Consider the following 14,436-nt stretch of genomic DNA (forward strand, 5'->3'; position numbering starts at 1 on the left):
AGGGTGAAGCGGATTCCCTCTTGGTTGACCTACACCGTGCTGCGCCTGGTGGTGTTCGTCGTGCCGCTGATCATCCTTCTCGTGATCGGCATCGTCTGGTGGGCTGCGGTCATCGCCGCTGCTCTGATCGGGCTGTGCCTGTCGTACATCCTGCTCAGCAAGCCGCGCAACGCGGTCTCGTCAGACCTGTACGCCGCTCGCCACCGCGACAAGCCGGCCCCCTCGGCCGACGACGAAGAGGACGCCGCGATCGACGCAGCGCAGTCCGAGGCAGGTCACGTCCCGGGCGGGTCGTCCGAAGGTCCTGAGCCCGACGCGACACGGTCCGATGCAACGCGGTCCGACTCGACACAGTCCGAGGTCGAGCGGGGCGGTACCGCTTCCGGTCAGAAGGCGTAGGCCGCGCCCAGCGCGATCGCCACGAGCAGCCCCGTGATGCTGGTGAGCTGCAGGGCGGTGATCAGCTCGCGCGGCGTCTTGCCGAACAGCGTGATGACGCAGGCGGGAAGGGCCGCGAGCAAAGCGAACATGCCGAACCACGCGAACGGGTAGAACAGCGCCAGCACGGCCAGGATGCCGAACGGCACCAGCAGGAACACGCAGAACACGATGCGCGAGGCCACGTTGCCGAGGAGGACGGCGAGCGTGCGCTTGCGCGCCTGCTTGTCGGGGCCGATGTCGCGGATGTTGTTCACCATGAGCACGGCGCACGCGATCAGTCCGGCGATCACTCCGCCGAACCAGGCCTCCTGGTTCACCGACCCGGCCAGCATGTAGGTCGTGCCGGCGGTGGCGACCAGACCGAAGAAGACGAACACGAAGACTTCGCCGAGCCCGTAGTAGCCGTAGGGACGCTTGCCGCCGGTGTAGAACCAGGCCGCCGCGATGGCCGCCGCGCCGACGATGAGGACCCACCAGTACTGCGTGAGCAGGACGAGGATGAGGCCGGCGACGGCCGCCAGTCCGAAGAACGTGAGGGCGACGGCGAGCACCTTCTTCGGTGCCGCCTTGCCCGACCCGGTGAGTCGGCCCGGTCCGACACGGAACTCGTCGGTGCCGCGGACGCCGTCGGAGTAGTCGTTGGCGTAGTTCACGCCGATCTGGAGCAGGACGGCGACCGCGAGGCAGAGCAGTGATCGCACAGGGTGCCAGATACCCACCCCCTCGATCACCTTGGCGGCCCCGACGCCGATGAGCACGGGCGCGACGGCGAGCGGGAGCGTGCGGAGGCGTGCACCGGCTATCCAGTCCGACGTCGTCGCCGGTCGCACCGCCGATGCCTTTGCCCCAGGGCGCCCGCTCCTGCCGCCACGTGGTCCTCGCGCCGGCGGTGGCGCCATCCGCTGCATCCGGGAGTTGTTCTGGCTCATCACAGAGCGAATCGTAACAACAACGGCTATGTCTCCGACGACGCGGAGCCGTCGACGCGCGCGAGACGTGCGGCGCTCACGCGGTCGGGCTTGCCGTTGCTGAGGCGTGGCAGGTCGGCCACCGTGACGATGCGCGCGGGTGCGGCGGCGCGTCCCAGCTCCCGGACGACCAGGTCGCGGAGGTCGGCGATGCTGTCGCTTCCCGTCGCGACGACGACCGGCACCTGCCCCCATTCGTCGTCGTCCGCCGCGACCACGACCACTTCGCCGAGCGCCGGCACCCCCCGGACGATGCGCTCGACGGAGTCGAGGAGCACCTTCTCGCCCCCGGAGATGATCACGTTGTCCGAGCGCCCGCGCACCATCACCCGCCCGTCGACGACGTCGCCGAGGTCGCCCGTGCGATACCAGCGGACGCCTCCGTCTTCGTGGAAGGACGCCGCGGTCCGTTCGTCGTCGCCGACGTATCCTTCGGCCAGCGTCGGCCCGCTGATCTCGAGCAGACCGTCCACGGCGCGCACGACCGTCGTCCCGATGGGGACGCCGTCGTAGACGCAGCCGCCCGCTGTCTCGCTGGAACCGTACGTGGTCAGGAGCCGAGCGCCGAGCGTCTCCGCGCGTTCGCGAAGGCGAGGATCGAGCGATTGGCCGCCGACCAGGATGCCGTCGAACCGCCGCAGCGCAGTTCCGGCCCCCCGGGCGCCCGCCTCTGCGGCTTCGACGACCCGCGCCAGCTGCACCGGTACGAGCGAGGTGTAAAGCTGATCGTCGTCGAGCTCTGCCGTCAGCTCGGCGAACCGCAGCGGGTCGAAATGCCCGTCGCCGTAGTACACCGGCTCCGTGCCCGCCGCGAGTGAGCGCACGAGTACCTGTGCCCCCGCGACGTAGTGCGCCGGAAGCGCCAGCAGCCACTGCCCCTGACCTCCCATGGCGCCGGCCGAGGCCGCCGCGCTCGCAAGAAGGGCGTCGACGGAGAGCGCGACCCGCTTCGGAACACCGGTCGACCCCGAGGTCTCGATGACGAGCGCGACATTCTGCGGCGCCCGGTCACCGTGCCCCGGCCACGCCTGCCGCTCCCCTGAAACGCCCTCCGCCGAAACACCCTGCGGTGAAACCCGCTCCGCTGTGCTCCGCGGAACGACCGCCGAACCCCCGTCGGTGAGCGCCGCACGAAGCGCGACGTACACCTCGTCGGGCCGCCCCGCGTCGACCACCCGGTACTCCCGCGTCACACGCCCACCCCGCCGCCGAGAGCCGGCACCGCCGGCTCCGTCAGTACTGCCACGGGAACGGTGACCAGTCCGGCTCGCGCTTCTCGAGGAACGCGTCACGCCCCTCGACCGCCTCGTCGGTGCCGTAGGCCAGGCGTGTCGCTTCGCCCGCGAACACCTGCTGACCGACGAGCCCGTCGTCCACCGCGTTGAAGGCGAACTTGAGCATTCGGATGGCCGTCGGAGACTTGGTGAGGATCTCCTCCGCCCACTCGACGGCCGTCTCCTCCAGTTCGGCGTGGGGCACGACAGCGTTCACCGCTCCCCGTTCGTAGGCGCGCTGCGCGGAGTACTCCCGAGCCAGGAAGAACACCTCCCGCCCGAACTTCTGCCCCACCTGGCGCGCGAAGTAGGCGCTGCCGTAGCCGGCGTCGAACGACCCGACGTCCGCGTCGGTCTGCTTGAACCTGCCGTGCTCCGCGCTCGCGATCGTGAGGTCGCAGACCACGTGGAGCGAGTGGCCTCCGCCGGCGGCCCAGCCAGGGACCACCGCGATGACGACTTTGGGCATGAACCGGATCAGCCTCTGCACCTCCAGGATGTGGAGGCGACCGCTCCGCGCACTGTCGATCCCGGAGGCCGTCTCGCCGTCGGCGTACTTGTAGCCGTCGCGGCCGCGGATACGCTGGTCGCCGCCCGAGCAGAAGGCCCAGCCGCCGTCTTTGGGGCTCGGCCCGTTGCCGGTGAGCAGCACCACGCCGATGCGCGGGTTGGTTCGTGCATCGTCGAGTGCGGCATAGAGCTCGTCGACCGTGTGCGGGCGGAACGCGTTGCGCACCTCTGGCCGGTTGAAAGCGACACGCGCGATCCTTCCGGTGAGGTCGTGGTGGTAGGTGATGTCGGTGAGCGCCCCGAATCCCGGGACGTCCTTCCACACCTCGGAATCGAAGAGCTCTGATACTGCCGAAGACATGCCCCAAGCCTACGATCGTGCCGATCCCGGCGGAGGCCCGCGTGCCAAACTTGTGGAATGCTGGCGCACCTCGACGACCTGTTAGGGACGGCTCGCGTCGTCCAGCTCCCGATGCGGGCGCGGTTCCGCGGAATCACGCTCCGCGAGGCCGTTCTCTTCGAGGGGCCGGAGGGCTGGACTGAGTTCTCCCCGTTCGTCGAGTACCGCGACGAGGAGGCCTCTGCCTGGCTGCACGCCGCCATCGACTTCGGATGGCGCGCCCAACCCGCTCCACTGCGGGAGCTGATCCCGGTCAACGCGACGGTGCCCGCGGTCGCCGCCGAGGCCGTGGCGATGATCCTCGACCGCTACCCCGGAGCACGCACGGCGAAGGTCAAAGTCGCCGAGCCGGGCCAGACGCTCGCCGATGACATCGCTCGCGTTCGAGCCGTCCGCGATCGGCTGGGGCCGGAGGGGCGCATCCGGATCGACGCGAACGCCCTGTGGAACGTGGACGAGGCCGAGCACGCCATCCACGCGCTTGCCACATTCGACCTCGAGTACGTGGAGCAGCCGTGCGCGACCGTCGAGGAACTCGCCGAGATCCGCGCCCGCACGCGCTACATGGACATCCCGATCGCCGCAGACGAGAGCGTTCGCAAGGCGAGCGATCCGCTCGCCGTGGCCCGCGCCGGTGCTGCCGACCTGCTCGTGATCAAGGCGCAGCCGCTCGGCGGAGTTCACGCGGCCCTCCGGATCGTCGCCGAGGCCGGCCTCCCCGTCGTCGTCTCCAGTGCGTTGGACACCTCCATCGGCATCGCGATGGGCGCTCGGCTGGCGTCCGCGGTCCCTGCGCTCGACTTCGATTGTGGACTCGGTACCGTGGCGATGTTCGAAGAGGATGTCGCGGTGGAGCCGATCGTTCCGGTGGATGGCGCCATCCGTGTGGAGCGCCCGGAGGTCTCGGCTGCTCAGCTCGATCGGCTCAGCGCACCGGCGGACCGCCGTGACTGGTGGCTCGATCGCGTCCGCCGCTGCTACCGACTGGTCGAACGCGCGACGGCGCTCTGACGCCGCCCGCGGCAGGCCGGTCAGGCGTAGAGGCGTTCCGGGACCTCGAGGCCGTAGATGGCACGTCCCGAACTCCAGATCACCGCGCACGCGGCTCTCAGCAGGTCGAGCTCGTCGTCGCCCTCGTCGATGATGCGGACGTCGTTGCCCTCGATCGCGACCGTCGACTTTCCGACGGTCACTGCGCCGTTTCGTGCGGTCTTCGCCTCGGGATACGGCTCGCCGAGGCCCCGCAGGTCGCGCAGGATGTAGGTCGGCCGGGAGTCCGCGTCGGCCGCGAGAAGCTGTTTCGCGCGATCGATCCCGGTCAGGACGAGCACGGAGGCGATCCCCGCGCGGTTCGCACCGAGGATGTCGGTGTCGAGTCGGTCTCCGATGAACAGGGGTTTGCTCGCCTGGAACCGAGCGATGGCCTCGTGGAAGATCGCCACCTCCGGCTTGCCCGCCACCAGCGGCAGGCGGCCCGCTGCGGTGTGCACCGCCGACACGAGTGTGCCGTTGCCAGGCGCGATCCCGCGCGCGACGGGGATCGTCCAGTCGGTGTTCGTCGCGATCCACGGGCGCTCGCTGTCGCTGCGGCCTTGCAAGGCGAACGCCGCTTCGGCCAGCTGCGCCCAGCCGACCTCCGGCGCGAAGCCCTGGATCACTGCGGCAGGGTCGTCGTCGGCGGAGCGGGTGACAGCGAATCCGCCCTTCTGCACTTCATCGACGAGGCCGTCGCCGCCGACGACGAGGATCGTCGACCCCGCCGGCACGTGCTCGCTCAGCAGCCGGACCGCAGCCTGCGGCGACGTCACCACGTCTCGCGGCTCCACTCGGAGACCGAGGTCGCTCAGGTGTGCGGCGACGGATGCGTCGGTACGGGAGGCGTTGTTCGTGATGTAACCGACACGAATGGTTTCGGCGACTCCGTTGAGGCTGTCGACCGCGTGTGGGATCGCATTCGGTCCGGTATAGACCACGCCATCGAGATCGGCCAGCACGAGGTCGACGCCGGTCAGCGGCGACGCGACCTCACTCGTCCGTCGAAACAGCGCCATCGTCCGGCTCACCCTCCAGCTCGAAGTCCTCTTCGATGACCTGGATGGTCTCGAGCTCCGCGTCGGCGTGCGCCTCCTCGAGGGCGATCTCGGCACGCTCCGCGCGCTCGCGCCAGGTGGCGGCGTCGGCGTCGCGGCCGAGGGCTTCGAGCACCTCCGCGTAGGCGTGGAACAGGTCGGGGCTCCAGCTGAACGCACGGTTCGGGTCGAGCTGCGGGATCTCCAGCTCGGCGAGCGCCGCCTCGTCCTGGCCGAGGTCGAGGCGGGCGCCCGACATCGCGATCGCCAGCGAGACCTGCACGTCGCTCGGGAGGCTCGCCCGGTCGACGGATCGCCCGAGCTCGAGCGCACGGTCAGGCCTGTCGACGCCGCGCTCACTGTCGACCATCAGGGCGATCTGGTCGTTGGACCCGGTGATCCGGCGGTAGGTGCGCAGCTCCCGCAGGGCCAGCGCGAAGTCGCCGGTCGCGTACGCCGTGATCGCGAGTGTCTCCCGGACGACTCCGATCCGACCGGCTCGACGGGACGCCGACAACGCGTGACGGTGCGCGAGCTCCGGATCGGTGTCGATGAGCCGTGAGGCCATGATCAGGTGTTGTGCGACCCACTCCGCGTTGTCCTTGCTCAGCGTCTTGAGCTCGATGCGCGCCTCCTTCGGGAGGTCGCGGGCATCGACATCGGCGGGGAGGTCGGGGTCGTCGTGCCGGGGGCGAACCGAGCGCAGCTCACGAGCGCGCTTCTCTTCCTCGGTCAGCTCGTACTCGTGGTCACGCGCGTCCCGGTCGCCGCGCGCCGGCCGGCCGCCCTTCGTCCAGAGCTTGTCGTCGGAGCGTCCAGCGCCCGATCGTCCAGCGCCCGAACGCGCTCCTCCTGATCGCGCTCCGCCCGGACGTCCGTCCTGGCCGCCGGACCGACCGCCGTATCCGCCGCCGGCAGTGGGCTTCCGGTTCGAATCCCATGATCCGCCCTGACGCGAGCCACTACCCCGACGCGGAGCACCATCACGCTGCGGCCGATCACCGCGCGGAGCACCATCACGCTGCGGCCGATCACCGCGCTGGCCACCGCGTGCGTCGCCACTATCACGGCCGTACCGACCACTGCCACCCTGGCCGTCGCGGCGGTACTGTCCACCGCCACCCTGGCCATCGCGGCGATACTGTCCACCACTCTGGCCGTCCCGGCTGTGCTGCCCGCCGCGGCCTCCGCCGCTGGCGCCGCCGCGCTGACCGTCTCGGTTCCAGCTGCCCTCTCGCTGCTGGTCCCGATCGCCCGAACGGGACGCTCCGCTCGAGCGAGACGGCCCGCCAGTGCTGTTCCGTCGCGGAGATCCGTCGCCCGTGTCGGGACGCCCGCGTCCCTGTCCGGACGAGTCACGTCGCGGCCCTCCGTCGGAGGCGCCGCCCCGGCCGGAGCCGCCGCGATTGGTCGACCCACCCCGGTCGTACGAGCGGCCGCCACTCTGCGAACGCCCTCCGCTGGAGGAGTCGTCGCGTCGCCCACGACCGGTCCCGCGGCCGCGGTCGTCGCCGCGGGACGCGGACGTCCGGTCGTCGTCTGCCGGTGTATCGCTCACGACTTCTCCCTGTCGAGGTGGCGGGTCTCTGCCCAGCCTAGGTGCGTGGATCGCGCAAGGAACCGCTCGCGCGAAATTGTCCTGTTAACGCGAAATGGCCACCCATCACTGGGTGGCCATCTCACAAAGAAGTCCGGCGGTGTCCTACTCTCCCACAGGGTCCCCCCTGCAGTACCATCGGCGCAGAGAGTCTTAGCTTCCGGGTTCGGAATGTAACCGGGCGTTTCCCTCTCGCTATGGCCGCCGAAACACAATTGATGTATCAAAGTGAACGATCAAGCTTCGCTTGAATCAGTTCTCGACCGTACATCGAGAACCACATAGTGGACGCGTGCAATCTCATGGCCCCTCATACCAGCCTTACAACAGTATGAGAGTGGTGATTATCAAATTATCGGCTTATTAGTACCGGTCAGCTCCATGGGTCTTTAGTCCCCACTTCCACATCCGGCCTATCAACCCAGTAGTCTAGCTGGGAGCCTCTCGCCCGAAGGCATGGAAATCTCATCTCAAGGCCGGCTTCCCGCTTAGATGCTTTCAGCGGTTATCCATCCCGAACGTAGCTAATCAGCGGTGCTCCTGGCGGAACAACTGACACACCAGAGGTTCGTCCAACCCGGTCCTCTCGTACTAGGGTCAGATCCTTTCAAATTTCCTACGCGCGCAGCGGATAGGGACCGAACTGTCTCACGACGTTCTAAACCCAGCTCGCGTACCGCTTTAATGGGCGAACAGCCCAACCCTTGGGACCTACTCCAGCCCCAGGATGCGACGAGCCGACATCGAGGTGCCAAACCATGCCGTCGATATGGACTCTTGGGCAAGATCAGCCTGTTATCCCCGAGGTACCTTTTATCCGTTGAGCGACAGCGCTTCCACAAGCCACTGCCGGATCACTAGTCCCGACTTTCGTCCCTGCTCGACTTGTCAGTCTCACAGTCAAGCTCCCTTGTGCACTTACACTCGACACCTGATTGCCAACCAGGTTGAGGGAACCTTTGGGCGCCTCCGTTACTTTTTGGGAGGCAACCGCCCCAGTTAAACTACCCATCAGGCACTGTCCCTGAACCGGATTACGGTTCTAAGTTAGATATCCAGAGTGACCAGAGTGGTATTTCAACATTGACTCCACGAACACTGGCGTGCCCGCTTCAAAGTCTCCCACCTATCCTACACAAGCCACACCGAACACCAATACCAAACTATAGTAAAGGTCACGGGGTCTTTCCGTCCTGCTGCGCGTAACGAGCATCTTTACTCGTAGTGCAATTTCGCCGAGTTCGCGGTTGAGACAGCTGGGAAGTCGTTACGCCATTCGTGCAGGTCGGAACTTACCCGACAAGGAATTTCGCTACCTTAGGATGGTTATAGTTACCACCGCCGTTTACTGGGGCTTAAATTCTGAGCTTCGCCGAAGCTAACCCTTCCTCTTAACCTTCCAGCACCGGGCAGGCGTCAGTCCGTATACATCGTCTTGCGACTTGGCACGGACCTGTGTTTTTAGTAAACAGTCGCTTCCCACTGGTCTCTGCGGCCTTCAAACGCTCCCGGAGCAAGTCCGTTCACGCCTCAGGCCCCCCTTCTCCCGAAGTTACGGGGGCATTTTGCCGAGTTCCTTAACCACGATTCTCTCGATCTCCTTGGTATTCTCTACCTGACCACCTGAGTCGGTTTGGGGTACGGGCGGCTGGAACCTCGCGTCGATGCTTTTCTTGGCAGCATAGGATCACCCATTTCGTCTTACGACTACGCATCGTGCCTGGGCCTATGTGAGAGACGGATTTGCCTATCTCTCGGCTTACACACTTACACCGGGACAACCATCGCCCGGCTGGGCTACCTTCCTGCGTCACACCTGTTAATACGCTAGCCGCACCAGCATGGGGTCGAGCGTTAGGCCCAGACCTTCACCCCGAAGGGATCCGTGTCCAGGATTAGGACTCTTAGCACCACTGGATTAGCTTGGGCGGTTCTTCGCCGGTACGGGAATATCAACCCGTTGTCCATCGACTACGCCTGTCGGCCTCGCCTTAGGTCCCGACTTACCCAGGGCGGATTAGCCTGGCCCTGGAACCCTTGGTCTTTCGGAGGACGGGTTTCTCACCCGTCTTTCGCTACTCATGCCTGCATTCTCACTCGTGTGGCGTCCACGGCTGGTTTACACCGCCGCTTCACTCGCCACACGACGCTCTCCTACCCATCAACACGGCTGGACCACGAAGGCCTACCAATAATGTCAATGCCACAACTTCGGTGGCGTGCTTGAGCCCCGTTACATTGTCGGCGCGGAATCACTTGACCAGTGAGCTATTACGCACTCTTTCAAGGGTGGCTGCTTCTAAGCCAACCTCCTGGTTGTCTGTGCAACTCCACATCCTTTCCCACTTAGCACGCGCTTAGGGACCTTAGTTGGTGGTCTGGGTTGTTTCCCTCTCGACGATGAAGCTTATCCCCCACCGTCTCACTGCTGCGCTCTCACTTACCGGCATTCGGAGTTTGGCTGACGTCAGTAACCTTTTGGGGCCCATCGGCCATCCAGTAGCTCTACCTCCGGCAAGAAACACGCAACGCTGCACCTAAATGCATTTCGGAGAGAACCAGCTATCACGAAGTTTGATTGGCCTTTCACCCCTATCCACAGCTCATCCCCTCAGTTTTCAACCTAAGTGGGTTCGGTCCTCCACGACGTCTTACCGTCGCTTCAACCTGGCCATGGATAGATCACTTCGCTTCGGGTCTAGGACATGCGACTGAATCGCCCTATTCAGACTCGCTTTCGCTACGGCTACCCCTCACGGGTTAACCTCGCCACATATCGCTAACTCGCAGGCTCATTCTTCAAAAGGCACGCTGTCACCCCTACAAGGAGGCTCCAACGGTTTGTAAGCAAACGGTTTCAGGTACTATTTCACTCCCCTCCCGGGGTACTTTTCACCTTTCCCTCACGGTACTTGTCCGCTATCGGTCATCTGGGAGTATTTAGGCTTATCAGGTGGTCCTGACAGATTCACACGGGATTTCTCGGGCCCCGTGCTACTTGGGATACTCTTCGCGCCATTGGACCATTTCGGCTACGGGGTTGGCACCCTCTATGACTGGCCTTTCAATGCCATTCGCCTATGATCCTCTGTAACGCTTGCAGTTCGGCAGAAGCTGCTGAAAAGTCCCGCAACCCCGACCATGCAACGCCTGCCGGCTATCACACATGATCGGTTTAGCCTCTTCCGGTTTCGCTCGCCACTACTAACGGAATCGCTTTTGCTTTCTCTTCCTGTGGGTACTGAGATGTTTCACTTCCCCACGTTCCCTCTACCCGCCCTATATATTCAGGCGGGAGTCACTGGGTCACCTTGCGGGCCCAGCGGGGTTTCCCCATTCGGAGATCCTCGGATCAAAGCTCGTTTATCAGCTCCCCGAGGCTTATCGCAGATTACTACGTCCTTCTTCGGCTCCAGATGCCAAGGCATCCACCGTTTGCTCTTAGAAATTTGAAATCACATGAGTTTTAGAATCGATCGACGTCTCATCTGCCGAAGCAGACTCTGACGCAGATTGACCAATGATCTATAAGTCAGTACATGAAGTACTGCTTTGATCTGTGATCCGAACCCGAAGGTTCGAATCTAAGATGCTCGCGTCCACTGTGTAGTTCTCAAAGTACGGGCGGTACCTTCTCCGCCGGCCGAGTTATGACCGACAAGAAAAGGTCCGAGTTCCCAGTTCTCATCCGATTGGATGAGGCCCGGTCCCTCAGGACCCAACAGCGTGCATGTGCGGGGCTTCCTGACCCGAACTGTTCCTTCCTCCGAGGAGGCGTACTGAGTTCGAGCCGATCGGCTCCGCACCAATGTCAATGTTCCACCCATGAGCTAACCGGCTGAGACATTCGCTCAGATCCGGCGCCTGGACACCCGAGGGTGCCAGATGCTCCTTAGAAAGGAGGTGATCCAGCCGCACCTTCCGGTACGGCTACCTTGTTACGACTTAGTCCTAATCACCGATCCCACCTTCGACGGCTCCCTCCACAAGGGTTGGGCCACCGGCTTCGGGTGTTACCGACTTTCATGACTTGACGGGCGGTGTGTACAAGGCCCGGGAACGTATTCACCGCAGCGTTGCTGATCTGCGATTACTAGCGACTCCGACTTCATGAGGTCGAGTTGCAGACCTCAATCCGAACTGAGACCGGCTTTTTGGGATTCGCTCCACCTTACGGTATTGCAGCCCTTTGTACCGGCCATTGTAGCATGCGTGAAGCCCAAGACATAAGGGGCATGATGATTTGACGTCATCCCCACCTTCCTCCGAGTTGACCCCGGCAGTCTCCTATGAGTTCCCGCCATTACGCGCTGGCAACATAGAACGAGGGTTGCGCTCGTTGCGGGACTTAACCCAACATCTCACGACACGAGCTGACGACAACCATGCACCACCTGTTCACGAGTGTCCAAAGAGTTCCCTATTTCTAGGGCGTTCTCGTGTATGTCAAGCCTTGGTAAGGTTCTTCGCGTTGCATCGAATTAATCCGCATGCTCCGCCGCTTGTGCGGGCCCCCGTCAATTCCTTTGAGTTTTAGCCTTGCGGCCGTACTCCCCAGGCGGGGCGCTTAATGCGTTAGCTGCGACACGGAAACCGTGGAATGGTCCCCACATCTAGCGCCCAACGTTTACGGCGTGGACTACCAGGGTATCTAATCCTGTTCGCTCCCCACGCTTTCGCTCCTCAGCGTCAGTTACGGCCCAGAGAACTGCCTTCGCCATCGGTGTTCCTCCTGATATCTGCGCATTCCACCGCTACACCAGGAATTCCATTCTCCCCTACCGCACTCTAGTCTGCCCGTACCCACTGCAGGCCCGAGGTTGAGCCTCGGGTTTTCACAGCAGACGCGACAGACCGCCTACGAGCTCTTTACGCCCAATAATTCCGGACAACGCTCGCACCCTACGTATTACCGCGGCTGCTGGCACGTAGTTAGCCGGTGCTTTTTCTGCAGGTACCGTCACTTTCGCTTCTTCCCTACTAAAAGAGGTTTACAACCCGAAGGCCGTCGTCCCTCACGCGGCGTTGCTGCATCAGGCTTGCGCCCATTGTGCAATATTCCCCACTGCTGCCTCCCGTAGGAGTCTGGGCCGTGTCTCAGTCCCAGTGTGGCCGGTCACCCTCTCAGGCCGGCTACCCGTCGTAGGCTTGGTGAGCCGTTACCTCACCAACTACCTGATAGGCCGCGAGTCCATCCTTGACCGAAGTTCTTTCCACGCACAGGAGATGCCTCCGTGCGTCATATCCGGTATTAGCTTCCGTTTCCGGAGGTTATCCCAGAGTCAAGGGCAGGTTACTCACGTGTTACTCACCCGTTCGCCACTAATTCCCTAGAGCAAGCTCCAGGTTCATCGTTCGACTTGCATGTGTTAAGCACGCCGCCAGCGTTCGTCCTGAGCCAGGATCAAACTCTCCGTAAAATGTTTAGCTCCAAGACGCAAGCGTCTGGAAACATAGTGCAGGATCGGAGAGGAATATCTCTTCTCACTGCGAGTTTGTCTTGACTAAATTCGAATGTCTGACATTCGTTATCTAATCCAAAGGAATCTCTTGCATCGACTTTCAGACCGAGGTCTTCGGGTCAATGCCGAGGTTTTTGGCATTTGACATTGTGCACGCTGTTGAGTTCTCAAGGATCGGACGCTCTCACCTTCAACCCTCTCGGGCTTCTCTGTGAGGCAACTTCTCTACCTTACCACTCTCAGTCAGTTTGTCAAGTTGGCCGTTTCGCGCTCTTTCGTTCATCCATCGTGGGATACATCCGATTTGCACGAACCGAACCGGTTAGACCTGCTCAGTGAGTGGGGTGTTAATCCTAAGCGCAGCAAAGCAACTCTTTCAAGTTGAGATTTGCCGCTAGGCTAAGGATTCGGTCCCGCTTGAGGCCGGGGAGCTCTTCCGCTCTCCCGCACCTTTGGGGTGACAAGTAAGTACTTTACGCAGGCCCCCGGGACGTCGCAAATCCCGCTTACATCCCGGGCGTGTCGCGACATCGCTTCCGCGAGATTCCGCGGGACTCGACCCCGGAGACGCAGAAACGCGGCCGCCCGAGAGGGGCGGCCGCGTCTGACAACGGATGCGGATCGGGTCAGGATCCGAGACCCGAATAGGCGTGCAGTCCGTGGAAGAACACGTTGACGATGCCGAAGTTGAACAGCACCGCGGCGAAGCCGATGATGGCGAGCCAGGCGGAACGCGATCCGCGCCAGCCGCGCGTCGCCCGCGCGTGGATGTAGCCGGCGTAGATCACCCAGATGATGAACGTCCAGACTTCCTTCGTGTCCCAGCCCCAGTAACGACCCCAGGCCTTCTCGGCCCAGATGGCTCCGGCGATGAGCGTGAACGTCCAGGCGATGAAGCCGACGATGTTGATCCGATACGCGAGGTTCTCGAGCGCGACCGCGCTCGGGAGGGTCTCCAGGAACCTGAACTGCTGCGGACGCGACTCCGCCACCTGCCGCTCGCGCCGGTACTGCAGCAGCTGCAGCCCCGACAGTGCGAACCCGAGCGCGAAGAACGCCGTGCCCAGCACGGCCACGATGATGTGGATCACCAGCCAGTACGACTGGAGCGCCGGCTGCAGCGGGACGACGGGGACGTAGTACCGCAGCAGCGCGATCCCCTGGAGCACGAGCACCAGACCGACGATGAACGTGCCCAGGTACTTGATGTCCCACTTGAGGTTGACGACGAGGAAGACGCCGATGATGACCAGCGTTCCCGTCATCGAGAACTCCCACATGTTCGCCCACGGGACCCGGTCGGCGGCGATGCCGCGGAACAGCGTGGCGATGAGGTGGGCGACGAAACCGGCGATGGTGAGCCCGAACGCCCAGCGGATGGACGCCGACGACGCGTCGCCGTTCATCACGTCGTCCTCGACCCGGGAGCTGATCCGTGACGACAACCGCCCCAGCGCTGACGACGGCCGGGTCGAAGCGGATGGCGGAGCCCCCGGCCCTCCCGCCGCCGTGAGCGTGGTGGTCGACGCCCCGACGGGCGCCGCGACCTCGGCCCGGCGGGCGACGGCACTGGGTACCACGGCGGCCTCGTCGGCCGTCGCCCTCGCCCCGCGCCGGGCGAGATCGAGGGCGAAGGCGATGAAGGCCGCGGCGTAGAACCCCATCGCCACGTAGATGAAGACCGTGGACAGCTGGGACAGGGTATCGGTCACGAT

Annotated in this window: 8 protein-coding genes and 3 rRNA genes; 2 read left to right on the forward strand and 9 right to left on the reverse strand. The window is 63.8% G+C overall.

Annotated features, from left to right (window positions below):
• Positions 1-3: 3 nt before the first annotated feature.
• Positions 4-399, forward strand: coding sequence for a DUF4229 domain-containing protein (locus KNO15_RS08150; protein WP_241702976.1), 396 nt, complete (start codon positions 4-6; stop codon positions 397-399).
• Here the strand turns inward: KNO15_RS08150 and KNO15_RS08155 are convergent.
• The 3 genes from KNO15_RS08155 to KNO15_RS08165 are packed head-to-tail and all read right to left on the reverse strand — an operon-like array spanning position 387 to position 3,554.
• Entirely contained in the window at positions 387-1,370 is a 984-nt protein-coding gene (locus tag KNO15_RS08155; RefSeq protein WP_241702979.1) for a 1,4-dihydroxy-2-naphthoate polyprenyltransferase, read from the reverse strand. The genes KNO15_RS08150 and KNO15_RS08155 overlap by 13 nt on opposite strands.
• Before the next feature lie 26 nt (positions 1,371-1,396).
• Positions 1,397-2,602 carry an AMP-binding protein gene (locus KNO15_RS23320; protein WP_241702982.1) on the reverse strand — a complete coding sequence of 402 codons (1,206 nt, stop codon included), beginning with the start codon at positions 2,600-2,602 and terminating at the stop codon, positions 1,397-1,399.
• Positions 2,603-2,642: 40 nt separating this feature from the next.
• Positions 2,643-3,554: a 1,4-dihydroxy-2-naphthoyl-CoA synthase gene (locus tag KNO15_RS08165; RefSeq protein WP_241702984.1), complete on the reverse strand. Its 912-nt coding sequence runs from the start codon at positions 3,552-3,554 to the stop codon at positions 2,643-2,645.
• 57 nt (positions 3,555-3,611) lie between these two features.
• Between KNO15_RS08165 and KNO15_RS08170 the strand changes: the two genes are divergently transcribed.
• Complete coding sequence (locus KNO15_RS08170) at positions 3,612-4,604, forward strand: o-succinylbenzoate synthase (protein WP_241702986.1); 993 nt, start codon at positions 3,612-3,614, stop codon at positions 4,602-4,604.
• A 20-nt stretch (positions 4,605-4,624) separates the two neighbouring features.
• On the opposite strand, the gene KNO15_RS08175 is transcribed toward KNO15_RS08170, so the two are convergent.
• From KNO15_RS08175 to ccsB, 6 genes are all read right to left on the reverse strand, one after another.
• The gene (locus tag KNO15_RS08175; protein ID WP_241702989.1) at positions 4,625-5,644 is read right to left on the reverse strand and encodes an HAD-IIA family hydrolase; all 1,020 of its coding nucleotides are present in this window, start codon (positions 5,642-5,644) and stop codon (positions 4,625-4,627) included.
• Entirely contained in the window at positions 5,619-6,230 is a 612-nt protein-coding gene (locus tag KNO15_RS08180) for a hypothetical protein (protein WP_241702991.1), read from the reverse strand. The genes KNO15_RS08175 and KNO15_RS08180 overlap by 26 nt, the downstream gene beginning before the upstream one ends.
• Positions 6,231-7,351: 1,121 nt before the next feature.
• A 5S ribosomal RNA gene (gene rrf / locus KNO15_RS08185) occupies positions 7,352-7,468 on the reverse strand.
• Positions 7,469-7,602: 134 nt separating this feature from the next.
• Positions 7,603-10,714, reverse strand: a 23S ribosomal RNA gene (locus tag KNO15_RS08190).
• 441 nt (positions 10,715-11,155) lie between these two features.
• Positions 11,156-12,679 (reverse strand): 16S ribosomal RNA (locus KNO15_RS08195).
• Together the 16S, 23S and 5S rRNA genes form the textbook arrangement of a ribosomal RNA operon.
• 668 nt (positions 12,680-13,347) lie before the next feature.
• A complete protein-coding gene (gene ccsB / locus KNO15_RS08200; RefSeq protein ID WP_241702992.1) occupies positions 13,348-14,433 on the reverse strand; it encodes a c-type cytochrome biogenesis protein CcsB in 1,086 nt (361 codons plus the stop codon).
• Positions 14,434-14,436 lie beyond the last annotated feature (3 nt).

Source organism: Leifsonia shinshuensis (assembly GCF_022606355.1).
GTDB lineage: Bacteria > Actinomycetota > Actinomycetes > Actinomycetales > Microbacteriaceae > Leifsonia > Leifsonia shinshuensis_B.